Below are 21,922 nucleotides of genomic sequence, written 5' to 3' on the forward strand. Positions count from 1 at the left end.
TTAGGCACGGGACTTTCAATGCATGTCTTGTGCCTTTTAATTGCAGCGAACCCATATGTATAAATCAGAAAAACTTGCACTCAGCCTGAAACATTTGATTGAAAGTGGTTTTTGGAAAGCCAACGATAAACTGCCCTCACTACGTCAACAAGCTGAGACATCAGGTTTTAGCCTGATGACGGTGATGAATGCTTATCAAGAGCTTGAAGCGCAAGGGCTGATTTATTCCCAAGAAAAACTTGGTTACTTTGTGACAGGTGATGCACGTTCAGACAGCAACTCCAATAGTGTCATTCTCAACGAAAAAATTGAAATCAACTCTAAAATTTTCAGATACTTAAAATCGATCCAATCTGAACAAATGGTTCCCTTTGGCATCGCCTTCCCCAACAGCCAACTGCTCTACTCTGCCAAGCTGATGCAAACATTGGGACAACGTGCTAAACACCGTCTCAGTTATGAACAGATGCCAAGTTTACCCCCCGGGAACTTTGAACTGCGGAAACTGATTGCACAGCGCTACTGTATGCAAGGAATTCCAACAGATCCATCCGATATTGTGATTACCTCAGGTGGGTTGGATGCTTTAAATCTTTCTTTACAAGCTATGACCCAACCGGGTGACTATATTTTACTTCAAAAAACAATATTTTATGGTGCTTGGCAAGCGGCTGAACATTTGGGTTTGAAAGTCATTAGTATTCCTGAACATGAAGAACACGGTATTGACCTTGAAGCTTTTAAAGATGCAATTGAGCGTTATCCCATTAAAGTCTGTTTGCTGATGCTCAACAGTCACAACCCCATTGGTTTTACGGTCAGTGACGACATTAAATACCAACTGGCAAAGCTTCTGCATGAACGCGATATTTATTTAATTGAAGACGATGTTTATGAAGAGCTTTATTTTGATCATAAAAAGCCACTATCGATGAAATACTTTGATCAGAAAAATTTGGTTTTACATTGCTCTTCTTTTTCAAAAACGTTAGGGGCGGGTTTTCGAATTGGTTGGGTCTATGCGGGTAAATTTTCGGAGCATATTCAACATTTACAACTGATGAGCACACTTTCCGTCAACTCATTTATTCAAAATGCCTTGGTCGATTATTTATCACATCGCCACTATGAAAAGCACTTAAAAACTTTACGTAACACCTTAAAACGTCTAAAAAATCAGTATTACACTTATTTATCTGAACATTTGTCTGAAGATTATCAAATTCATTATTATCCATCGGGCTATTTTCTATGGATTACCTTGCCCGAGCAGATCAATGGTAATTTGATTTATGAGCAGCTCTTAGAGAAAAATATCAGCATTGCACCCGGTTCATTATTTTATCAAACCGACAATGTCCCACATCATATTCGGATCAATTGCTCATTTGAAATCAATGAGCGTATTCAAAAAGCCTTAGATGCATTGATTCAATGTATTTATCCAAAAGCCTTTGAATAAAAATTGAATGGTTTAAATCCAGATGGGTTGAAGCCATCATTTTATTTGAAGCAACCCACTCCCATACTGCAAATATCACCCTCCCCGAGATAATATGACATGATCAGATTTGATCATGTCATTCTTCTCAAGCTAGGTATAAGATTGCTTAACCCCTATATTTTGAAAATAGAGGCGATAGACATAAACACAGCCGAGTGAAAAACTCGCCATCAGACAGGAGGCAACAGGTAAAGCCATCACGCTGTCTTGAGGAAACACAAAAACCAAAAATGGAAAGGCATATACCGCAGGAATGCGCATATCAAAGAGCTTGAGCAAAAGAAACATCAAAGGCATGTATATTAGGGTGAGTAGTATCCAATCGTAAATCCACAACTGCATAAGCACAGCAATGGAAATCGACAGGGTCAACACAGCAATCTGCTTAAGGCACATTTTCAACGAATACATCATCATATTTAATGATTCATACACGACCACTGTAATCGGTGGAATCAGTGCTATCGCTTCAACCTTAAAAATAGCGGCTAGTGCAAAACCGAGTAAAGTAATACTGGCATACACACCTATTTTTCGTCGATCAAAATTGCCTTTCCTCACTATGCCCTGATTCAGTTTAAAGAGCACAACACCCAACATTAAGATAAAACTGGTAGCAAAAATCGAAATCAAAAACGATAGTTCATAAGCTTGGGTCACAATCGGCAAGAAACCCGTGGCCAGTGCGGGCGGTAATATATAGTTAAACATCCGCATCACCAGCAACATGGTACATAGAACCAAAACCAGTTTGAGCAGATATGAAATCGGCATCAAATTAATACAGAACCCGATTACAGCAGTCAGACTCGGTAAAATAAAAATTTTATCTGGCTGATTCAGCCACTGTTTATCTCGATAAACCCACAATCCAACGGCCATCGCTACCATTTCAGGCAGAATGATTTCACGATCATTCAGTCCATAAGCAGCTACCACCATGAGCAAAATAAAGAGAAAAGCCATAACATAGCTTTGAGAGCTTAACGTTGTCTTTGCCTGTGACATCGGATTCATCTAAGGTTCCTTATCTTGATTTAAAACGCTATAGCGCCAAGGATGTATCTCGTCAGTACGATCACGCTGGGAGCAAAAAGCACCATGATTATTCCTGAAATAATCATGGAAAGGCTGGCAATGACGCCTTCTAATTCATGGCGCTGTCTTGCCCGAGCAATACCCATAGCATGTGCAGCATTACCCAGTGCAGTACCCGAAGCAATTCTGTTCTTGCACCGCATCCATAACAACAGAACATCTCCTAACAACATACCAACCAAACCTGTAATCACAGTAAAGAGTGGAATCAGGCTGATGGATCCCCCCACTTTTTCGGTGAGCACCAAAGCAAAAGGAATCGAAATGGAACGCGCCAACAAGCTATTTTTAACGATGTCATCAAAGTCCAATAGACTCGCCAAAAACCAACTGCTGAAAATACCCACCAACATGGCGAGGCTAGAACTGAACAGCAATACTTTAAAATGTTGCTGAATCATGCGGCGATAACGAAAAACAGGTATAGCAAAAGCCACCGTAATTGGACCAAGCATCGCCACCAAGTACTGGGTATAGTGGTAATAGTCTTGGAACTGGTGCTGAAATATTAGAATCAGTACGATGCTCAAGATGGGCACAACAATAATCGGGGACAAATAGATTTTTTGGGTTCGAACAAAGAGCCTCTTTGCCATGACATAGCACAGCACGGTCCAAGCCAAGTAAAAAACACCCCAAAACTCAGTCATCTTGATTTTCCTGCATCGTCTGTTCTGGTTTTGAGTCGTCTTGCTTTAAGCACATAGCGACGGTATATACCGAAACCAACATGACCAAAGCGGTACTGATCAAAATCACCAGTAGAATTTTCCAACCACTGGCGATCAATAAATCCTGATACTGAATCACACCGACCACAGGCGGAATGAAAAATAGCAACAGTTCAGCCAGTAATAAATCTGCACCGCGTTCAATGTGGGCTAATTTCAACCACTTCATTTCGAGTAAGAACAACAGTAGAAAGAAGCCCAATACACCCGACGCAACAGGCAGATTCAACAGCTTTTGCAAGACATAAGCACCGCTCCAAACGGCCAAAATAGCCATGATTTGGTAGCTCGCGGTTTTTAGCGTCTTCAACTGAGTTTGGACGTCCAACATCATCCGATGTCCGCATAAGCCCGTTGTTTAAATGGCTGAATGGAGACACGTTTATAAGTTTCCAAAAAGGATTCTTGCTCCAAACGCAAATCCAAATAAGTATTTAAAATTTCTTCGAGCACATCTGGAATAGCTTCTGCGGGAAATGAAGGGCCTAAAATATCACCAATGGATGCATCATGATCTGAGTTACCCCCTAAGCTAATTTGGTAATATTCAGTGCCTTTTTTATCGACACCCAAAATACCAATATTGCCAACATGGTGATGCCCACATGCATTCATACAGCCTGAAATATTTAAATCAACTTTACCTAAATGATATAAAGCATCCAAATCATCAAAACGGCGAGCAATCGCTTCATACACTGGAATAGATTTGGCATTTGCCAAAGAGCAAAAGTCGCCACCCGGACAGCAAATCATGTCGGTCAGGAAGCCAATATGTGCACGGGCCAAATTGCCACGATCCAAGACTTGCCACAGTGCAAACAAATCTTTTTGTCGCACATCCGTTAAGGCAATATTTTGCTCATGCGTGGTTCGGAGTTCACCAAAGGTATATTGGTCAGCCAAATCTGCAATTAAACGCATTTCATCAGAAGTCATATCCCCCGGCGCCACACCTGCCCGTTTCAAGCTGATCGTAACAATGCGGTAGCCCGCGACTTTATGTGCATGGGTATTGATATTGAACCAGTGTTTAAACTTCGGATACTGCTGGAACAAAGCCTCAAAATCGTATTGTTCTAAAGCTTCATAGGTAAATGGCTGAAACACCGCATCCATTTTCGCCAAGACACTGGGCTGAACCTTGAGTAGTGTTTGAGTATGTGCAAACTCGGCTTCAACTTTTTCAGCAAAACCTGCTGGGGTCAGGGCTTTCACTAAAATTTTAATACGTGCTTTGTATTTATTATCACGGCGGCCATGCAGGTTATAGACACGCATGATGGCATCTAAATAAGCAATTAAATCTTCACGGGCTAAAAATGGCTTAATCACATGTCCCGCTAAAGGTGTACGTCCAAGCCCACCACCGACTTTAATTTGATAGCCCAACTCCCCTGCTTCATTTTCAACCACATAGACGCCCACATCATGAAAGGTCGTAGCAGCACGGTCTTGCTCAGGGTGTGCACAAACCGCAATTTTAAATTTGCGCGGAAGGAATGAAAACTCAGGATGGAAGGTACTCCATTGGCGAATCAATTCGCAGGTCGGGCGCGGATCTGTGAGCTCCCCTTCAACGACACCTGCATATTGGTCTGTGGTGGTATTTCGAATACAGTTGCCACTGGTCTGAATAGAATGCATGTGTACCGTAGCAAGTTCCTGCAAAATATCAGGCACATCTTCAAGCTGCGGCCAATTCAGTTGAATATTTTGACGCGTTGAAATATGTGCATAGCCACGATCATACTTCTGTGCAACCTCGGCCACCTTCCGCAGTTGTGCGGAGTTCATTAAGCCATAAGGCACTGCCAAACGTAGCATGGGGGCATAACGCTGAACATATAAACCATTTTGTAAACGTAATGGGCGGTATTCTTCTTCGGTCAGTTTCCCCGCTAAATAACGCTGGGTTTGATCACGAAATTGCGCGACACGTTCATTTAATAAATTTTGATCAAAGTCTGTATATAAAAACATCTGAGTGACCTATGTCTATGCATAAAGATGAAAAGGAGCAGTGTTCGAGGGCGTATCAAAACTATCAATTAAGCTAAAAAAGTTGCCTGATTGCGTGACACGCCATGTTGCAGACAGGTCTGCATATACTCGGCATAGACCGATAACTTTTCATAAATATGCTCGGCGTAGAACATATCTTCGATCAATTGAGTCGCTTGCTGTAGGCTATAACTGCCGTAACTCAACAATAATTCTGCATTCAGCGTGGCAAATTTTTCACATAAAGCAATATACTGTTCATCTTTGTTTTTAAAGAATAATTTACGCATATTCCAGTCACGACTGTCGATAATGCTATCTTGTGGATGGATGCGAATATCGTAAATTTTTACTTTAAAAAACTGCTCAAGTTCCGCTATTTTTTGCGTATTGAGTGCCAGTGCAGTCACCAAGAAAATCTGTGAAACATCGGTTCGACAGAGTGCTTTGATCAATGAACTATAGAAAAAATCGACATCGTCTAAACTGGTATCACTTAAATCTAAATAAAGACTCAGTGCCTCAAGCACATCATCTATTTTTAAGTTTTGTCTTTGCTCAGCTTGATAGTAACGGTTGAGGATATTAAGAACAGATGGTGTGGCTGGGCTGTTATAAATCACAGGGTGATTTAGATTCGCCAAGATAAAAGGTGCAAACAAAAACGCCGCGCTAGCTTGTTCTGCTTGAATAGCGGACTGCACAATATACTGAACTTTTGAACTTGCAAAATCACGTAAAACTTTGGCACGTAGCAATGTTGCTTCTAAGTTTAGATATTGCTGAGCCAGCACATGCTGTAGTTTCTCTGAAAATCCCTGTCCTTCAATCAGTTCAGACATTGTATTCAGTTGCTGTGTTACAAACATTAGGCCACCATCAAGATTGTGATTCTTTCTTGAAACAAATTTTCATCCAATTTGATGGAAGTAAGTAGCTACAGTAAGGCTTGAAAAAAACTATAACAGCGTGCCACCTTCTCAAGTTTTATGGGTAAAAAAATCATCAAAATCGGAAAAATAAATTCGCTATATTAATAGAAGCTAATTCCATCATGGTGTTATTTTGAGCACATAAAATTCAGAAATAGCTCTTCTCTTTTTCTATTTCAAGCAAACCTTTTAGCCATTTAATATAAGGTGGCATGTAGAAAGGAGAATAAAAGTTATGGCTGACAAGACACCTCTAAAGTTGTTTTGATGCGTTCTAACACAACGGTGGTTTTAAACCATTGCACATTCGCATTATGATGAAAAAGCTGATCACATAAGGCTTGAAACCGGCTCATACTTGGCACCAAGAGTACCAGCATAAAATCTGCCTCGCCTGTTACGTAATAACACTGCTGTACTTCTGGAATTGAAAAATTCGTTTTCAACTCATCAAGGTCTGTCACGTGGGTTTGGTTGACACGAACCTCGACAAAAATCGTGATCACTTGCCCTAATTTATCTGGATCCAGTACTGCATTGTTACCAATAATATAACCACTGTCTCTTAATTTTTGAATGCGACGCTGTACTGAGGCTGTTGATAAATGCACTAAGTCTGCCAATTCTCGTAGTGGCGTGAGGCAATCTTTTTGCAGATGCTGTAATAAAGCGAAGTCAAATTTATCCAATTGCATCAAGCGCATTCCACGAGAAAATTTCTCATTTAGGCTAAATAATATAAGCCAATTTATCAATAAGACTGCAATAAAATATCACTTATTCATGCGTTTTAAGACCCTTTTATGCCTCAGTATCCCAATACAACACTTGGTATTAGTTTAAATGTCACGGCCTCCGTGCTATTTGCATTAATGTTTGCCTATACTTCACTATTGGGCTCTTTGTCAGGCACAGAAATTTACGGCTGGCGCATTGTATTGAGCATTCCCTGCCTGACACTTTTTATATGGCTGAAAGGCAATTGGTCTCAGGTGATTGTGATTTATCGCCGTTTCTACCAAGAGCGCTTTTTCTTTTTAACGCGCGTGTTATCTTCGTTTTTAATTGGGATTCAGTTGTGGCTGTTTATGTGGGCACCCAGTCATGGCTATGGACTAGATGTTTCACTCGGTTATTTTATGATGCCAATTAGCATGGTGATTGTGGGTCGGATTGCGTTTAAAGAACGAATGTCTCGTTTTCAACAACTGTCCTGTGTTTTTGCAGTGCTGGGGATATTGAACCTCTTAGCCATTTCTCAAACCCTGACTTGGCCCACTCTGCTGATTTGCTTGGGTTATCCGATCTATTTTTGGCTCAGACAAAAAACGGAGACGAATAATATAGGCGGACTTTGGTTTGACATGATGCTGAGCGTTCCTGTCTGTCTATACTTTATTATGCACGGTTCTATCGTCACAGAAAGCCTATCTGAAAGTTCGCACACACTGTGGCTCATTTCAGGACTTGGATTAATCAGTGCACTGGCTTTGGCATTTCAGTCCTTGTCTGCCCCGCATTTAAACTTAAGTCTGTTTGGACTGTTGGTTTATGTCGAACCCGTATTGTTAGTGGCCGTTTCAATCGCCTTAGGAGAAAGCATTACTTTGGCAGAATGGCCAACCTATATCGCCATTTGGCTCGCAGTATGTGTGCTTATGTTAGAAGGGTTACAGCAGTTAAAACGAAACCGTAAGTTAATGGCCTAAATCATTTATTCCATTGTTGTCCTAAACGGCTTTAATTTAGCTGTTTAGAGGACAATGGGACTACAACTAAATTGAACTGATCACCTTTATATAAAATACTTTTAACTCGATGGATGATGTACTGACAACTCAGACTCAAGCGAGATACATGAAATCAAAGTGAAGCATTTAAATGGTGATGTTGTCTCACAATACTATTCAATAAGCTGGAAAAGTTGACTGCAGGTTGGCTATGTAGATCTGCTTTAAACGCAATACCGAGTCCAATGGTTGCAGTTTTATTTTTTAGATATTTATATTTAATCCCTTCAATTTTGAGCTGTTGGGTGGACTCAGGCACCAAAGAAATGCCTAAGTTCGCCGCAACCAACGATAAAATTGAAACAATCTGAGGCGCTTGCTGTCCAACTTTTGGGGTAAAACCATGCTGTTGGCAAGTATTTAAAATCGCAGCATACAGCCCAGCACTCACCTCAGGAGGAGAAACAATAAAACTTTCATGTGCAAATTCTGCAAAATCCACCATCTCCTCATCTGCGGGATAATGTAAAGGCAAAGCAGCAATCAACTTTTCATCAATCAAGTTACGAATCGTAATAGCTTTCGGGTACTGTGCAGGTGGCCGAACAATCGCAATATCTAATTCATTATTCAGTAAACTTTCAATTAAAATCAAAGAATTGGCTTCTTTTAACACCAAATTCACCTGCGGATATTGCTGCTGAAATGCTTGGATGGCGGTCGGAATTAAAGAATTTAAAATTGAAGTGCCTGTAAAGCCGAGCCTTAGTTCTCCCCATTCACCATTTGCCGTACTTTGGGTCAATTTGACTGCATTTTTTAGCTGGTTCTGAACGGGCAAGACCATTTTAAGAAAAGTTTCCCCTGCTGGTGTCAATGCAACACCATGAGAGTAGCGATAAAAAAGTTCAACGCCGATTTCATTTTCCAACTTTTTAATCTGCATACTCAACGGTGGCTGACTTATACCAAGACGCAAGGCTGCTTTAGAGAAACTTTGCTCTTCTGCGATAGCAATGAAGTACTGAATATTGCGCAGCTCCATATATAAAAGCTATACCATTATTGAGTTATATATATTATACATATACACATGCACTTCTTAAAATAAAAGCTCTTCTCCATATTAAGTCAGTTAAGTCATGAAACTGAGCTCTTCACTAGAAGCAGATTGGTCTACCCCTCTTCAGCAGATTCCGCAGACCATTAGCATAGGTACACGGGAATATAAAAAAGCGGGTATAGCATTGTTTCTATTAGGCTTTGCTAGCTTTTCACTAATCTATTGCGTACAGCCCTTGCTACCCAATTTAAGTCAAAGTTTCCATATTGCGCCCAGTGCAAGTGCGCTTGCATTGTCTTTAACCACGGGCTTTTTAGCCATGTCGATCGTACTATCCAGTGCTTTTTCGCAAACATTGGGCAGAAAAGGGCTGATGTTTTTCTCGATGCTTTTGGCTTCAATACTGAATGTCGTGTGCGCAGTTTCACCGAGTTGGCATGTACTCATGCTTTCAAGAAGCTTAGAAGGTTTTGTTTTGGGTGGAGTTCCTGCTGTTGCTATGGCTTGGATTGCAGAAGAAATTAGCCCAAAAGATTTAGCTAAAACCATGGGGCTATATATTGCAGGCACAGCATTTGGCGGCATGATGGGACGTGTTGGCATGGGTATTTTGACCGAGTTTTTCTCATGGCGTATCTCCATGGCGATTCTCGGCGGCATCTGTCTGTTCTGTGCATTAGGTTTTTTGAAACTCTTACCTAATTCGCGAAATTTCACTGCCCAGCAAGGTCTCTCTTTTAAATTCCATCTACATGCATGGTATGCACACTTAAGTCATACACGGCTGTTAAAAATTTATGTCATCGGTTTTTTGCTCACCAGTATCTTTGTCACTTTGTTTAATTATGTGACCTTTAGACTGTTTGCAGCACCCTATCATTTAAGCCAAACGCAGATCAGCCTCATCTTTTTATCTTATAGTTTGGGTATTATTTCCTCATCTATCGCAGGCAATATCGCAGACCGAGTAGGCAAAAAGCAGGTGATGATTTTGGGCTTTTCATGCATGCTTTTAGGTGTGCTACTCACCCTTTCTGCATCTTTATTTCTGATTATTCTTGGTATTGGCTGTGTGACCACTGGCTTTTTCATTGCCCATGCCATTGCCAGCAGTCGCGTAGGCGAACTCGCAACATCCAATAAAGGCCACGCCACCTCCTTGTATCTGCTTTTTTATTACTTAGGTTCAAGCATTATAGGTGCCTATGGCGGAAATATTTGGCAAAGCCATGGCTGGAATGGCATCGTTATCTTAAATATTTTTCTGATCCTAATTGCACTCATCGTTATTTTTTCAATAAAACCACTCCATTCATCCACCCCAACACCTTAGGAATTTCGACCTCATGCAACAACACTTATTTGTCTACGGTACCCTAGCGCCCAATAAACCCAATGCCCATATTTTAGAAGCGATTGGCGGTACATGGAGCAAAGGCGCTGTGAAAGGATGGCTTAAAGAAGCTGGTTGGGGTGCAGAACTTGGCTTTCCTGGCCTGACACTGAGTCCAGATGGGCAAACTATTGATGGATATATTTTTAGTTCAGAACAATTAGATAGCCTGTGGAACAGCTTGGATGAGTTCGAAGGCAGTGAATATCAGCGTGTTTTAACTGAGGTCACTTTAGAGAATGGGCAAATACAACAGGCCTATGTCTATGCACTAAATCAGCACGTATAAGTCGTATTTTTATGTAGCGAAGTCTCAAAAATTAAATGAAATCGAATATGGATGATTGCTCATTTAAGCTGATGTTTGAATGGTCTCAAAGTCAGTTACATACTGACTGACTTTGAGACATTAAACCAGTTTTACTCTTTATAATATTGTGTACTGTAGTGCTCAACAGGTAAACGTGTTAACACCTTTTGTCCTTTCGTACCTGGCATGTTTTCGACATACTGTAAGAAAGCTTCAGCATAATCTAAACCCACATCAATCCGACGATCACCCGTAATACCTTTTAAACTGGTATAAAAGTCTTGACCATCGGCAAGGAAATTAATGGTAATCACTTGATAGGTTTGGTTTACATTTAAAGGCAAATACTGCCCATCAGCATTTCGCACTTGTAAATTCGATACCCGTTGGCCTTTGGTTTGGGTTAAATCGACATCCCACGTTAAGCCCCCTGTATAAGGATAACTGCCAGTGTTGTTCAAAACCACGGCATCAATCGCGTCTTCTAAAGTTGATTTAATTTCCTGCCCTGTGGCTTGTAATTGCACCAATGTATTTTTAAAAGGCAAGACCGTATAAATTTTCTCAACCGTGATATCGCCTTGTGGTACATCGACTCTGACCCCGCCACCGTTTTGAATCGAAATATCCGCATTAAAATACTTTTTGCCTTGTTGTAAAAAGGCTTCTGCCACCAATTGTTGCACATCTCCACCATGTTGATTGGTGAAATCAGCTTTATTGCAAATATCTCCTAGACTTGAACGTGAGGCATCTCTAGTGGTGCCTGGAACACGACGTAAGCAAAGATTGCTTTCAGCTCTTGCTACAATTTCTTTGCCTAATAAATTTTTAGCCACTTTATACGGTTCTAAAATACTTAAAGCCGTCGCATCAGGCTGTACAATTTGTAAAGCATTGCTATTTTCAACATCTTGCCTAATATGCGCGATTTCAGTTGTATTCAGTAGGACTGCATCTTTTGCAGTACGTTTAAAGTCATCACCAATCAATACATTCGCCTTACCTGTACAAGCATCAACTTTACCATTGGCGTCAAAGTTGACTTTTAACTGCCCCACCACATACGCATATTGCCATGCTTGTACTACGCAAACTTGATCACCCTCTTTATTTTTCAATAAAGTTGGATAATCACCCTCAGGGGTGATGCCATAGTTCTTCAATTTTGCATCGGCCAATAAAGTATGCGAATCTCCGCCCACAATCACATCAACTCCAGATAACTGTGTAGCCAGTTCTTTTTCCGCCCCATAACCCAAATGCGACTGTACAATAATTTTATTGATGCCTTGCTGTTTTAGTTCATCAATATATTTCTGTGCAGTAGTCACTTCATCTTTAAATACTGTATCTGTATTTGGGCGTGATGCATTTTTGGTCTTATTGGCAATGGTAAGGCCAATCAATGCAATTTTTTGCCCTTCTTTTTCTATAATGGTATACGGCTTCACCAAATCTGTTCGATACAACGGTGAACTTGGCCCAAACTCGACATTGGCACTGAGTATCTGAGTTTTAGTCTTACAACTGCCTTTATCGTTTAAAAAACCCATAAACTTTTGTAGACCAGCATCTGTATTATCAAATTCATGGTTGCCCAAGGTCATCGTATCGAAACATACCGTATTCATAAGGTCTGCCTCTGCCTCACCTTCTTTCAAGGTAAAATACAGATCCCCCGTTATGGCATCTCCTGCGTGAATTTTGATTGCATTTTTCTCACGACTCGCCAAATCATTCATCAATGCTGTGACTCGTGCAAAACCACCATTCGAGACTTGGATTTCCTCTCGCTTTCCTGCCGAAGTTTCTAACATTAATTTTACCGTCTCCTCATCTAAGTGTGAGTGGCTATCATTAATGTGGAGAAGATTGACTTCGAGTGCTTTATTCTGCACGTCAGGTGCAGTATTGTTTTTATTATCGTCGTCATTACATCCAACAAGTACGCTGCTACACAATAAAAAACCACCACTCAAACTTAACAGCTTAATGGCTCTATTTCGAAGAATCACGGTTGTCCCCAATGCTTATTTATTAAACAACCATCATGCAAGGGCACCGTTTAAAATTCGTGACACTGGTGAAATATTCTTAATATTATTTACATTGTTATGATATTTAAACAATTTTTCTATCACTTATACCAACATGGTTTTACCAAACGATTAAATGTAATTCAGTTTCTGCATTATTATGTAATATAAATTATAGTAATCAACGCTATATTTCCCTATATTAGTCACATAACTATTGATAATCATTGTAGTCTCGTGGAGACAGTACACCATGAAACTTTTCAAATATTCTTTCGCAATTCTCGCCGTCATTTCTGTTTCAGCGTATACCATGAGTGATCGTCAATCCTCACAATTTCAAGTTAAAATGCAAGTTACAGAAATTTGCGATATTGGAACAGGCAGTACTTCGGATATTGATTTTGGAACAGTGACTCGTAATGCACAGAATGTGCAAGCGACAGGAAGTTTAAATGTTTATTGTACCAATGGAACACCCTATAACATTGCGTTAAACAGCAATGGCAGTTTAACGCATAGTAATGATATTTCTATACAAATTCCTTATCAGCTATACCAAGATGCTGCCATGAGTAAAGAATGGGGCAACATTGCAGACAATCGTTTGTCTCAACAAGGTACTGGGCAAACGCAAAATATTATCATTTGGGGAAAAGTTCCCAATGCTAATGTCCCTGCAGGACAATATAGTGACAAAGTGACCGCAACCATTACCTATTAAGCTTAAAAGGAATAATGAGCAACTTAGTAAGTTAAAGTGACTGTGATTGTGTCGGAGTATTGTCCAACACTTGTGATCGTTTGAGCTGGAACAGCTGCATACACAGGAACACTCTGGTTATCTACAGGATAAAAAACATTCGCCTGCCATATTTGTGAACGACTAACATCTTTATATAAATTGTACTGAATATAACTTCCCACTGCATTTCTCATTCGTCTTTGGCTTCCTTGCGCATTTACGCCATTATCCAAACTAACTTGCATACTGGTTCCTGTTGGACAAGCCAAACGGATAAGTCCTGAACCAAATAATGGGGTGTTTAATTGCTCAACAGCTCCAAAGTCAATATCCGTAGCCGATTGGATTAAACAACTATTTTCATAATTGGAGTTAACGATGAGGTTATTATTTCCTGTATTTGAATTTGCAAAAACCTCTTCATTGCTGGGTATTGCAGAACCATAACGAAAAGCAGAATAAAGTTTCAGATTTACACTATTTGTGGTGTAACTTCTCGCAGGAACCACTTGCCCAGCGAGCACTTGTCCATATATTTTAATTTGAGTACTTGCATTCGCCTGCCCAGCCTCGACTTGAAAAGTCTGGCACTGCGCCTGACTTTTACGGTCTGAACCTGGAATTTTGTACGTTCGCGCAGCATCATAGTACAAATGATAATTGAGCAGTGTTTCAGGATTATAGCTAATCATACTACGAGGATCATTCCCCGAAGGAGATGTACTATCAATTGCTAAACACATTTTATATGTGACCGGCTGACTCCAATTAGAGTTACAGCTAACCGTGACGTCCGTTGAAGCAGTAGAAGAACCTTGAGCATTTGTAGTACCTAAACTGAGAGTTGCCCCCCCAATCCAGCAGCTTTCTGCATGCGCAGGCGAATAGATCAACCCACAACTAAGGAGCAACAAGCCAATACAAGCCAAATACTGGCTAGAATAGTTCATTTTAAACCAGTGACTGTAGTTTACTGACATACGATTTGCCCCAAATCACTATAACCATTTAAAGTTTCAAGATCTGGCAACTTTACTCTGCACTGCTTGAGCTGATCACCTATATATAGGGTATTATTTTTTACATTATCCAAATACACCATACCATCATGCGCCACAATAGTCGTCGGTTGAAGTTGCTCATTTGGTTTTTCTTGCCAGACAGAAGTTCCTACCGAAAGGTTATTTCCTTGCAAATCGACCACTTGAAGTTGTACTGATTTGACCTGATACATCGGGAACCGAATAAATACCCCACTCGACTGCCGAGGAACTGCATCTTGCTGGGTCGTTTCAATTTTTAAATTGATCGGTAAATCCAAAGTATCTACAGCCACACTGTTATGCTGATATGGATTTAAATAATCAAGCAGTAAATAACCTTTCCGATTTGTTTTACCAATTAAACGATTTTCTAAACGTACAGGTACATCTGCAACTTGATCTGTTGAAACAACTGCAAATGAACCATTGCCCAGACGTTTAGCTAATACTGTATCTTTTAAAATCACCAACCCACCACTCACAGAAGCATAAGCACTGGTATTATTTTGTTGATCAGATTCGGTATGTTGCACATTAAATTGTGCCAAACCATAACGTCCTAAATAATCCAACTGCCCCTGAAATTGTGAATATTGCTCAGTATGGTTGGCTAAAGCTTGCCAACCTAAACCACCTTGGTCTTGATCCACAGAATGTAAAACATTCAGACTCATTTGGTTTTGGTCATTGCTACGCTGAGCGGTAAGTGTCGCAGAATTACGCTTTGCCCATGGTAAATTTAAAGATAGATAATAACTATTCTCTTTATTTAACAAGTCACGGCTATAACTCAAACTCAAGTTCATTCGTCGCGGTAAAATATAAGACCAGTTGAGCAAGACAAAACGATTACTCGCTTGATCTATGTATTCCTGCTGAATATAGCTACCGCCAAATTGTCCAAATTTAGTATTTAGTCCCATATAAAATTGATCGGACTGGCTTGCAAATGTTGCATCGTTTAAGCTTGCAATATCATTAAACTGTCCGAACTGACGTAGGCCATTATAGTTTAGACTGAGCAATGCGGAGTTCCAGCTATAGCCAAAACCCAACAATTGACCTTGTTGCTCGGATGTATGGCTATAAGCATAGGAAACATTGATTTGCCCTGCGCGCTTGCCTAATTGATAAACTGTTCCTAAACCTGCTTGTTGCAATTGTTCTGTAAGCTCGGCATGCGTTTCAACTGTGAAAGTATTGCTTAGCCCATAACGATAATTTCCACTAAAAGCGGGATCATTCGCATAATCAAAAGAAGATAGACCATAATTAAGCTTAGGATAACCCAAGTTCAAAGACCAATCATTTAGTCCCTGTGCCAATAAATGATTGGCACGATACAAAGAAAAACTTTGAACTTGTTGCTGACCATTGATGTCGGTAATGACCATCTGGGCATTTCCAGCCCCCGTAATACTCGGGATGGTTTGGATATCAAATTGCCCCGGTACCACATTTTGTGAAGATTGCTTGATCCCATTAATAATCAGATCAATTTGAGAGGGCAAAGTCACCTGCCCCTTAAAACTCATTAAGGGCGTGGTTACCGTATAAGGCTGTAATGCAAAGTTTTTAGATATGCTCAAACCGCTCAAACGCGTTGAACGTGTCCATGTAAGCGCATCACTTTGAGCATCACCTAAACGCAATCGAAGTAATTGATTTGGAAAATCTTTTTCCCAATACGTATCAAGTATTTGACCATCAGTCGCGACATGATCTCGATACTGATAATTTCCTGACAGACTTAAAACGCCATTAAATAAGCCAAAATAGCGTAGCTCATTCCAACCATTAAATGAAAAAACATCATCATTTTGTTGGGCAAAGGCCGTGTAGTTAAGTAACAACCCCTTTTTTTCTTGTAATGGGTTAATACTGGCGGCAGGTAAAGCTTGATAACCATATTGGTTTTGTCCGCTTAACAACTCAACGGGTACTTGTATTGATATTTTCTGATTCAAATCATCATACTGATAGCTCAACCCATTAATTTGATCAAGTGCAATATAAGTCGCTTGATCAATGAGCATTTGCGGAGCATCCGCATGAATGGCAAAACTATCTAAAGATGCACGGTCTATATAAAGCTGTTGACCTCGTTGCAGGAAATGACCAATTTGTGGCTGAACAGACTGATTAAGTTCGACATCCAAGTATAAGTCTTGCTGGATTTCACTTGCTTGCTCTGGGGAGTCCGACTCTGCAAAAACGTGAGGAGCAATAACAATAATTAGCCCTGCACAGAGTAAACGACCGACTCGAACGTTAAATGAAGAAACTCCTAAAGACATACAATATCAAGGAGATATAGGAAGTTCTTGTTCCCGAACATCCATATTTACAACTGCTACAAATTTTCCATTAGGTTTGACATTTATCGTAGCAGGAATAGGCCATTGCATACTTTGACCACTCAGCACATAACCCATGAGTCCTTTTTGGATGGGTGTTTTTTGCCCCTGCGCATCAACATAGGCAAACTGGCTAAAACGTTTATAGTGCGGAGACAGATTAGTAACCGTTAATTTGTTCGCATTGTATTTAAATGTCATGCCATTGAGCGAGGTTACACCTTGTTGAATGACATCAGCGCTTGAGGCCTTAAAAAATACAGGAATTGAATATTTCAGCAACAACTGAAGACCACTTTGCTTTTCTGCTTGAGGGTTCGGTAGCTCATCAACAATCAAACGATAAGCTTGCTCAGATGAGTTATTGCTTGCAGTACTACGAATAAGACGAACCAACTGTCTTTGGCCTGCGGGAATCGTCAATACCATTGGGCTTGCGATCAGATCTTTAGACGGGGTTAAAATATCTTGATTATTGGTTTGCGTCCAAGCATTTACCCGAACTTGACCTTGGATGGCTTCATCCCCAGTATTGGTTAACCAAAGTTCTTTGACTTTTTCTTGAGGCGAAAATTCCAATAAAATAGGCGCAACCTGCAAACTGGCAGCATGCGCCTGTGTCATAAAAATACTCGTTGCCAATATACCTAAGCTACACTTACGCAGTACATTTGACCAACGCGACGTATTTTTCATGCCGATACCCTTATTCGTGAAGAATATCCTTACGATAGCAAAAATTAATACGTTACTGTAGCGGTTACCGTGTCGATATATTTACCTGCTCGAACATTTGTTGAACCAGATACTTTTGCAACAACAGGAATAGCCTGTACGCTACCTGAACCTACACCAGAGTATAGATTACTATTATTATCCCACTGGCTTTTGTCACTCGCATTTTGGAATAACTGATATGCGATGCTAGATGAAGTATCTGTCTCATGTGTCATTTTCCCACTGCCTGCTAAACCCACTTTGTATGGTGTTTGGCTTGTACAAGTAACATTTAATGTACCTGTTTTATCATTTGCAGCCACAGCACTGTTTACACTACCAAAATCAATATCAGTGGCATTGATTGCACAAGTAGAAAGCACTTCAATTTTCACTTTAAAGTCAGCAGTTGCCGTTTTTGATGTGGTAGCCGCATTTGCCTGTCCAGCTAAAATTAAACCAGCGGAAGCCAATAATGCAGTAGTAAGAAAATTTTTCATATAACGACCTAAAACTATTAAATTAGATAATCAAAAAGCAATCGCCATGAATAACATTGCTTTTTATAGATACTTTTTTATATAGAGGTTCACACATATAAAAAGTAAGTGTGAAATATATCGCATTTTTTAAAATTTTCAATAATTTTATTTATTTTTTGGCATTTTTTGTTATTTTCATCTTTTTTTATTTATATAATAGTGAAACAATAAGCATAGTAGAAGATTATAGATTTTGAAGCACAATTTTGTTCTAAAATTCCATAAACGAGTGAGGTAATCGCTTAAAAATTAAAAATAAATGATGATATGTCGAATAAAAAAGTCAGCAACATACTGGGTTTTAAAACTCGATAAACATGATTGCTATCAATGATCGATTGCCCCTCTAAACCAACCATTCGTCGTAGATTCAAGCTAATTTAATCAGGATAAAAAGCGGATAAGGGAACACGGCTCTTCATGTGTCATTCCGTTTATCTACATACTGAAGAAGTGATGTGGACATTGAGCGATCTTCAGTACGACTGAATGTGATTTAAAACGAAAAAGCACTGAATAAATTTCATCTCATATCGTATTCGTTTCAGGATGATCCAATACTTTGTTTTTCTAACCATGCCTGTAACCCAGACCAAGTTTTAAAATCATCTACTGCTCTGACCGTACAACGTGGATGTCGTTCCAATAACATTTTGCTTAATGCAGTACCTGGACCAATTTCTAAAACCAGATCCGGTTGATTTTCTTGAATGGCAGTTAAGCAGGAATCCCAATCTATGGCATGATTCATTTGTTCAATCAGTGCTTCAACCGCTTCGCTGGATTGATAATATTTATGTCCACCAGAGCCGCTAATGATTGGAATACGTAAACGATTGAAGGTCTGTTGATGTAATACTTGCTGATACGGTGCTACAGCGTTATTCATTAAGCATGTGTGTGATGGAATGGTGACATTGAGTCGTTTGGCTGAACGTACGCCCAACTGTTCAAGTTGTAATGCGAGTTGTTGCAAATTTTCATCATCACCGCCAACAATAAAACTACTGTCATTAATTTTGATTGAAAGTGAGGTAGCCGTTGAATTTAGAACAGGTTCAAGTGTTTTCCAATTGATTCCCTGAACTGCCACTAACCCGCTTGGGACTTGTGTAGCACCTGACATCAACAGGGCACGCTGCTGTGCCAAATATAAGCCCTGCTCAAAACTAGTTTCACTAGAACAAATTAATGCACTGAGCTCACCAAGCGAATAACCCGAAAAACTGATAACTTCATCCAGCTTGTGTTTTAACTTTTGCCATCGACACCATTGCAGCGCAAAAATAAAAGGCTGAGCAAAGGCATTTGGATATAAATCTGCCTCAGCAAGATTGGGATCAAATAATTTGGGTAAATGTTGTTGCAGGTGATCACGGACATTTAATTCGATAGCCAAGTCTTTTAATTGCTGAACATGGGATAAATTCTGTAAGCCCTGTCCACTAAATACGATTGCGAAATTCATGTTCCACCTTTAACAAAAACAAGGTCACGCCGAGTAAGTCTGCACTACCACCTGGACTAAGTCGGTGTTGGATAAAATAATCATCGATTTTCTGTACATCTTCAACCCAGTTTGATTGCAATACGCCACCACGTGCCAGGAATTGCTTAGCCATATCCTGCACAATATATAAAGCGGATAAACCACCACGCCAAACAATATTGGTATCTTGCAAATGAGCCATTAAAGCAAACAAGGTTTGAATCGTGGCTTGACTCTGATCGGCTGTTTTTTCATAAATGCTTAAATAATACGGAAGTGCAATATCCATGACCGTTCTAAACCCAGAAGCCACCTCTTCGATTGCCCCCGTAATGCCATATTGACTCCGCATACGCTGACCATGACTATTTGGATTACGTTCTAAATGGTGCAGCAAATCATCCTGCCAAGTGCGCTTTAACATTCTACTAACAGCATCAGCATGTATAGGTTCATCTGCGGCTAAACATTTACCCACTGCGGCACTAGCAAAACCCAAATTGAAAATTGCGCCTTTATGGGTATTAATCTGATTTGTCGCAATCATCATGTCTTGTTCAGCTTGAATACCGCATTGTCGAATGCCTTCAAAACTGACTTCATGGTAACCATTTAAACATTGTTCTTGAAAATAATGAGTGAGTGACTGGATGCTGCGCTCAAACAAGCTAAAATCCATATCTTGATGGCTACCCTGTGAAGTTGGACAAACTAAGCCAGGTTTATGAGCCAAACTGACTTCTTCATACAGTGCAGTCCGTGCAAGTAAATCTAAGCGCATCGCATGTTGCGAAATATCTAATAATAAATGGTCATGCTTCTGTACAGTTTGCATCTTCTAGATTCCATTCTAAGAGTTGTTCTAATTTCAGCATATCCACACGCTGAATTCCCTTAGCAATAATGCTCTGCTGAACATCAGGGTAAATCATCAGCAATTCATTAAATGACACATGCCATTCAGGATGGATTTGAATTTCTCCATCTAGAGGAATTTGGCTCAAAAGCCGCGTCTTCTGTATAAGTTGTAAAATGTCGGCAAGTCTTGAATTATCCTGTGGATATAAAACCAAATCCAGATCAGAACTCGCACGAATATAAGCTTCTTTGGTCAGATATTGATAGGCATAAGAGCCGTAGACATACACTTCACAGTTCAGTGCTAATAAAGCTTCCGCAAAACTGCTAAGCGAAGGTTCTTGATGGGTTTGCCCAGATTCTTTTAACAAGGTATGTAAAGACAGTGGTCGCGTGGTTAATTGAATTTCATCAGCATCCACCAAGCACGCCACACGATATTTAATACCCTCGACCAAGCAATTGATCGCCAGCTTAACTTGACTTGCATCTATACTGTCCTGCCGACAAATGGTCATCGGCACTGACTGTTGCAACAACTGATACACTTTCTGTTTAGCAGGTTCAGGTAAGGTACTATCCAAAAAATGTAGTTCTGCTGCGGGATGCAAATACGCTAAGTCATGACGATCCATGTGCAATCTCCTTAACTGTGTGCAACTTTCTCGATTACTTGGTTACATAACTGACGACCTTGGCGTTGCTGGCCAACAACACGGCGCTGATCTGTAATGTAACTTTCGAGATGCTGTTGCTGATTTAAAAGGGCTTGGCTAATCCAGTCAGACTCTAAATCTGGCCAAATAGCATTGATGGCACCCATTTTGTAGAAATTTTCTACACCCGGAGCAAAGATAGCTGAACTTTGCGACAGGTCTTTCAATTTCTCTACAGGGATTTTGGTCACACGTGCCATGGCATTTAAGTCCATCACTTTCACTTGTGAATCACTGAGTGCGTAAACTTCATTGGCCATCAGTCCATAAGACAAGAACCCACCACTCACCGCTTGGCCAAAAATAATAGCTAAATTGGCATGACCACTACGGCGCAGCAAATCGACACAAGAGGCCAAATGCGCAAAAGTACGGTTTAAACACAACAGTTCATCTGCACGTGAAAGGTCTTGTCCTTGGGTATCAACAATAAACACCACAGGGGTTTTCTGCTGTTGCTGAATCAATTTCAGAATTTCGCCTGCAAGTTCAATCGCAATTTCCTGATTGATAGGGGCTGCATTGACCGTACCCAATATGCGCACTGGACCTGCTTCAGTTTCAGCATTGCCTTTAATCACATAACCATTAATTTGGTAGTCCAATTGCTTGGGAAATAATTGTTTTAAAAGTAATTCTGTATTCATCTGC

At 40.1% G+C, this 21,922-nt stretch carries 21 protein-coding genes; 5 read left to right on the forward strand and 16 right to left on the reverse strand.

The window, feature by feature from the left end; translation table 11 throughout:
* Positions 1-55: 55 nt before the first annotated feature.
* Entirely contained in the window at positions 56-1,462 is a 1,407-nt protein-coding gene (locus CDG62_RS15275; RefSeq protein ID WP_087528158.1) for a PLP-dependent aminotransferase family protein, read from the forward strand.
* 132 nt (positions 1,463-1,594) lie between these two features.
* Here the strand turns inward: CDG62_RS15275 and CDG62_RS15280 are convergent, their stop codons facing one another.
* The 6 genes from CDG62_RS15280 to CDG62_RS15305 all read right to left on the reverse strand — a co-directional run bounded on the left by CDG62_RS15280 (position 1,595) and on the right by CDG62_RS15305 (position 6,964).
* Positions 1,595-2,521, reverse strand: coding sequence for a hypothetical protein (locus CDG62_RS15280; RefSeq protein ID WP_087528159.1), 927 nt, complete (start codon positions 2,519-2,521; stop codon positions 1,595-1,597).
* 20 nt (positions 2,522-2,541) lie between these two features.
* On the reverse strand, positions 2,542-3,252 hold the full coding sequence (locus CDG62_RS15285) for an LrgB family protein (protein ID WP_087528160.1): 711 nt from the start codon (positions 3,250-3,252) through the stop codon (positions 2,542-2,544).
* Positions 3,245-3,664: a CidA/LrgA family protein gene (locus CDG62_RS15290; protein ID WP_087528196.1), complete on the reverse strand. Its 420-nt coding sequence runs from the start codon at positions 3,662-3,664 to the stop codon at positions 3,245-3,247. The genes CDG62_RS15285 and CDG62_RS15290 overlap by 8 nt, the downstream gene beginning before the upstream one ends.
* On the reverse strand, positions 3,664-5,316 hold the full coding sequence (locus CDG62_RS15295; protein WP_087528161.1) for a nitrite/sulfite reductase: 1,653 nt from the start codon (positions 5,314-5,316) through the stop codon (positions 3,664-3,666). Before CDG62_RS15295 ends, CDG62_RS15290 begins: the two co-directional genes overlap by 1 nt.
* Before the next feature lie 68 nt (positions 5,317-5,384).
* Positions 5,385-6,206, reverse strand: a complete 822-nt coding sequence (locus CDG62_RS15300; protein ID WP_087528162.1) for a hypothetical protein — start codon at positions 6,204-6,206, stop codon at positions 5,385-5,387.
* A gap of 296 nt (positions 6,207-6,502) precedes the next feature.
* Complete coding sequence (locus CDG62_RS15305; protein ID WP_087528197.1) at positions 6,503-6,964, reverse strand: Lrp/AsnC family transcriptional regulator; 462 nt, start codon at positions 6,962-6,964, stop codon at positions 6,503-6,505.
* Between the two features lie 108 nt (positions 6,965-7,072).
* Here CDG62_RS15305 and rarD point away from each other — a divergent pair, with 108 nt between their 5' ends.
* Positions 7,073-7,978: an EamA family transporter RarD gene (gene rarD, locus CDG62_RS15310; protein ID WP_087528163.1), complete on the forward strand. Its 906-nt coding sequence runs from the start codon at positions 7,073-7,075 to the stop codon at positions 7,976-7,978.
* A gap of 154 nt (positions 7,979-8,132) precedes the next feature.
* Here rarD and CDG62_RS15315 read toward each other — a convergent pair whose 3' ends face one another.
* A complete protein-coding gene (locus tag CDG62_RS15315) occupies positions 8,133-9,044 on the reverse strand; it encodes a LysR family transcriptional regulator (protein ID WP_087528164.1) in 912 nt (303 codons plus the stop codon).
* 97 nt (positions 9,045-9,141) lie between these two features.
* Here CDG62_RS15315 and CDG62_RS15320 point away from each other — a divergent pair, with 97 nt between their 5' ends.
* Together CDG62_RS15320 and CDG62_RS15325 are read left to right on the forward strand one after the other, a co-directional pair.
* Positions 9,142-10,395: an MFS transporter gene (locus tag CDG62_RS15320; protein WP_087528165.1), complete on the forward strand. Its 1,254-nt coding sequence runs from the start codon at positions 9,142-9,144 to the stop codon at positions 10,393-10,395.
* A 13-nt stretch (positions 10,396-10,408) separates the two neighbouring features.
* Positions 10,409-10,744 (forward strand): gamma-glutamylcyclotransferase family protein, encoded by a 336-nt coding sequence (locus CDG62_RS15325; RefSeq protein WP_087528166.1) that lies wholly within the window; start codon positions 10,409-10,411, stop codon positions 10,742-10,744.
* A gap of 131 nt (positions 10,745-10,875) precedes the next feature.
* Here the strand turns inward: CDG62_RS15325 and CDG62_RS15330 are convergent, their stop codons facing one another.
* A complete protein-coding gene (locus CDG62_RS15330; RefSeq protein ID WP_416232146.1) occupies positions 10,876-12,762 on the reverse strand; it encodes a bifunctional metallophosphatase/5'-nucleotidase in 1,887 nt (628 codons plus the stop codon).
* 295 nt (positions 12,763-13,057) lie between these two features.
* On the opposite strand from CDG62_RS15330, the gene CDG62_RS15335 reads away from it, so the two are divergent.
* Complete coding sequence (locus tag CDG62_RS15335; RefSeq protein WP_087528168.1) at positions 13,058-13,528, forward strand: spore coat U domain-containing protein; 471 nt, start codon at positions 13,058-13,060, stop codon at positions 13,526-13,528.
* 23 nt (positions 13,529-13,551) lie between these two features.
* Here the strand turns inward: CDG62_RS15335 and CDG62_RS15340 are convergent, their stop codons facing one another.
* From CDG62_RS15340 to mdcE, 8 genes are all read right to left on the reverse strand, one after another.
* Complete coding sequence (locus tag CDG62_RS15340) at positions 13,552-14,529, reverse strand: spore coat U domain-containing protein (RefSeq protein WP_087528169.1); 978 nt, start codon at positions 14,527-14,529, stop codon at positions 13,552-13,554.
* Positions 14,520-16,889, reverse strand: a complete 2,370-nt coding sequence (locus tag CDG62_RS15345) for a fimbria/pilus outer membrane usher protein (protein WP_087528170.1) — start codon at positions 16,887-16,889, stop codon at positions 14,520-14,522. Before CDG62_RS15345 ends, CDG62_RS15340 begins: the two co-directional genes overlap by 10 nt.
* 6 nt (positions 16,890-16,895) lie before the next feature.
* On the reverse strand, positions 16,896-17,645 hold the full coding sequence (locus tag CDG62_RS15350; RefSeq protein ID WP_087528171.1) for a molecular chaperone: 750 nt from the start codon (positions 17,643-17,645) through the stop codon (positions 16,896-16,898).
* A 44-nt stretch (positions 17,646-17,689) separates the two neighbouring features.
* Positions 17,690-18,166: a spore coat U domain-containing protein gene (locus CDG62_RS15355; RefSeq protein WP_087528172.1), complete on the reverse strand. Its 477-nt coding sequence runs from the start codon at positions 18,164-18,166 to the stop codon at positions 17,690-17,692.
* 586 nt (positions 18,167-18,752) lie between these two features.
* A complete protein-coding gene (locus CDG62_RS15360; RefSeq protein WP_087528173.1) occupies positions 18,753-19,676 on the reverse strand; it encodes an acyltransferase domain-containing protein in 924 nt (307 codons plus the stop codon).
* Complete coding sequence (mdcB, locus tag CDG62_RS15365; protein ID WP_087528174.1) at positions 19,654-20,532, reverse strand: triphosphoribosyl-dephospho-CoA synthase MdcB; 879 nt, start codon at positions 20,530-20,532, stop codon at positions 19,654-19,656. Before mdcB ends, CDG62_RS15360 begins: the two co-directional genes overlap by 23 nt.
* Positions 20,510-21,190 (reverse strand): malonate decarboxylase holo-[acyl-carrier-protein] synthase, encoded by a 681-nt coding sequence (mdcG, locus tag CDG62_RS15370; RefSeq protein WP_087528175.1) that lies wholly within the window; start codon positions 21,188-21,190, stop codon positions 20,510-20,512. Before mdcG ends, mdcB begins: the two co-directional genes overlap by 23 nt.
* An 11-nt stretch (positions 21,191-21,201) precedes the next feature.
* Positions 21,202-21,918 (reverse strand): biotin-independent malonate decarboxylase subunit gamma, encoded by a 717-nt coding sequence (gene mdcE, locus CDG62_RS15375; protein WP_087528176.1) that lies wholly within the window; start codon positions 21,916-21,918, stop codon positions 21,202-21,204.
* Between the last annotated feature and the right edge of the window lie 4 nt (positions 21,919-21,922).

It is taken from the genome of Acinetobacter sp. WCHA55, from assembly GCF_002165305.2.
In the GTDB taxonomy this organism is placed as follows: domain Bacteria; phylum Pseudomonadota; class Gammaproteobacteria; order Pseudomonadales; family Moraxellaceae; genus Acinetobacter.

Bases quoted from the DNA above. Each gene is read 5' to 3' on its own strand.
- CDG62_RS15345 (WP_087528170.1), bottom strand. From the start codon at position 16,889: ATGTCTTTAGGAGTTTCTTCATTTAACGTTCGAGTCGGTCGTTTACTC.
- mdcG (WP_087528175.1), bottom strand. From the start codon at position 21,190: ATGGATCGTCATGACTTAGCGTATTTGCATCCCGCAGCAGAACTACAT.
- CDG62_RS15305 (WP_087528197.1), bottom strand. From the start codon at position 6,964: ATGCAATTGGATAAATTTGACTTCGCTTTATTACAGCATCTGCAAAAA.
- CDG62_RS15295 (WP_087528161.1), bottom strand. From the start codon at position 5,316: ATGTTTTTATATACAGACTTTGATCAAAATTTATTAAATGAACGTGTC.
- CDG62_RS15340 (WP_087528169.1), bottom strand. From the start codon at position 14,529: ATGTCAGTAAACTACAGTCACTGGTTTAAAATGAACTATTCTAGCCAG.
- CDG62_RS15275 (WP_087528158.1), top strand. From the start codon at position 56: ATGTATAAATCAGAAAAACTTGCACTCAGCCTGAAACATTTGATTGAA.
- CDG62_RS15280 (WP_087528159.1), bottom strand. From the start codon at position 2,521: ATGAATCCGATGTCACAGGCAAAGACAACGTTAAGCTCTCAAAGCTAT.
- mdcB (WP_087528174.1), bottom strand. From the start codon at position 20,532: ATGCAAACTGTACAGAAGCATGACCATTTATTATTAGATATTTCGCAA.
- CDG62_RS15300 (WP_087528162.1), bottom strand. From the start codon at position 6,206: ATGTTTGTAACACAGCAACTGAATACAATGTCTGAACTGATTGAAGGA.
- CDG62_RS15290 (WP_087528196.1), bottom strand. From the start codon at position 3,664: ATGTTGGACGTCCAAACTCAGTTGAAGACGCTAAAAACCGCGAGCTAC.
- CDG62_RS15335 (WP_087528168.1), top strand. From the start codon at position 13,058: ATGAAACTTTTCAAATATTCTTTCGCAATTCTCGCCGTCATTTCTGTT.
- CDG62_RS15285 (WP_087528160.1), bottom strand. From the start codon at position 3,252: ATGACTGAGTTTTGGGGTGTTTTTTACTTGGCTTGGACCGTGCTGTGC.
- CDG62_RS15360 (WP_087528173.1), bottom strand. From the start codon at position 19,676: ATGAATTTCGCAATCGTATTTAGTGGACAGGGCTTACAGAATTTATCC.
- mdcE (WP_087528176.1), bottom strand. From the start codon at position 21,918: ATGAATACAGAATTACTTTTAAAACAATTATTTCCCAAGCAATTGGAC.
- rarD (WP_087528163.1), top strand. From the start codon at position 7,073: ATGCCTCAGTATCCCAATACAACACTTGGTATTAGTTTAAATGTCACG.
- CDG62_RS15350 (WP_087528171.1), bottom strand. From the start codon at position 17,645: ATGAAAAATACGTCGCGTTGGTCAAATGTACTGCGTAAGTGTAGCTTA.
- CDG62_RS15320 (WP_087528165.1), top strand. From the start codon at position 9,142: ATGAAACTGAGCTCTTCACTAGAAGCAGATTGGTCTACCCCTCTTCAG.
- CDG62_RS15355 (WP_087528172.1), bottom strand. From the start codon at position 18,166: ATGAAAAATTTTCTTACTACTGCATTATTGGCTTCCGCTGGTTTAATT.
- CDG62_RS15315 (WP_087528164.1), bottom strand. From the start codon at position 9,044: ATGGAGCTGCGCAATATTCAGTACTTCATTGCTATCGCAGAAGAGCAA.
- CDG62_RS15325 (WP_087528166.1), top strand. From the start codon at position 10,409: ATGCAACAACACTTATTTGTCTACGGTACCCTAGCGCCCAATAAACCC.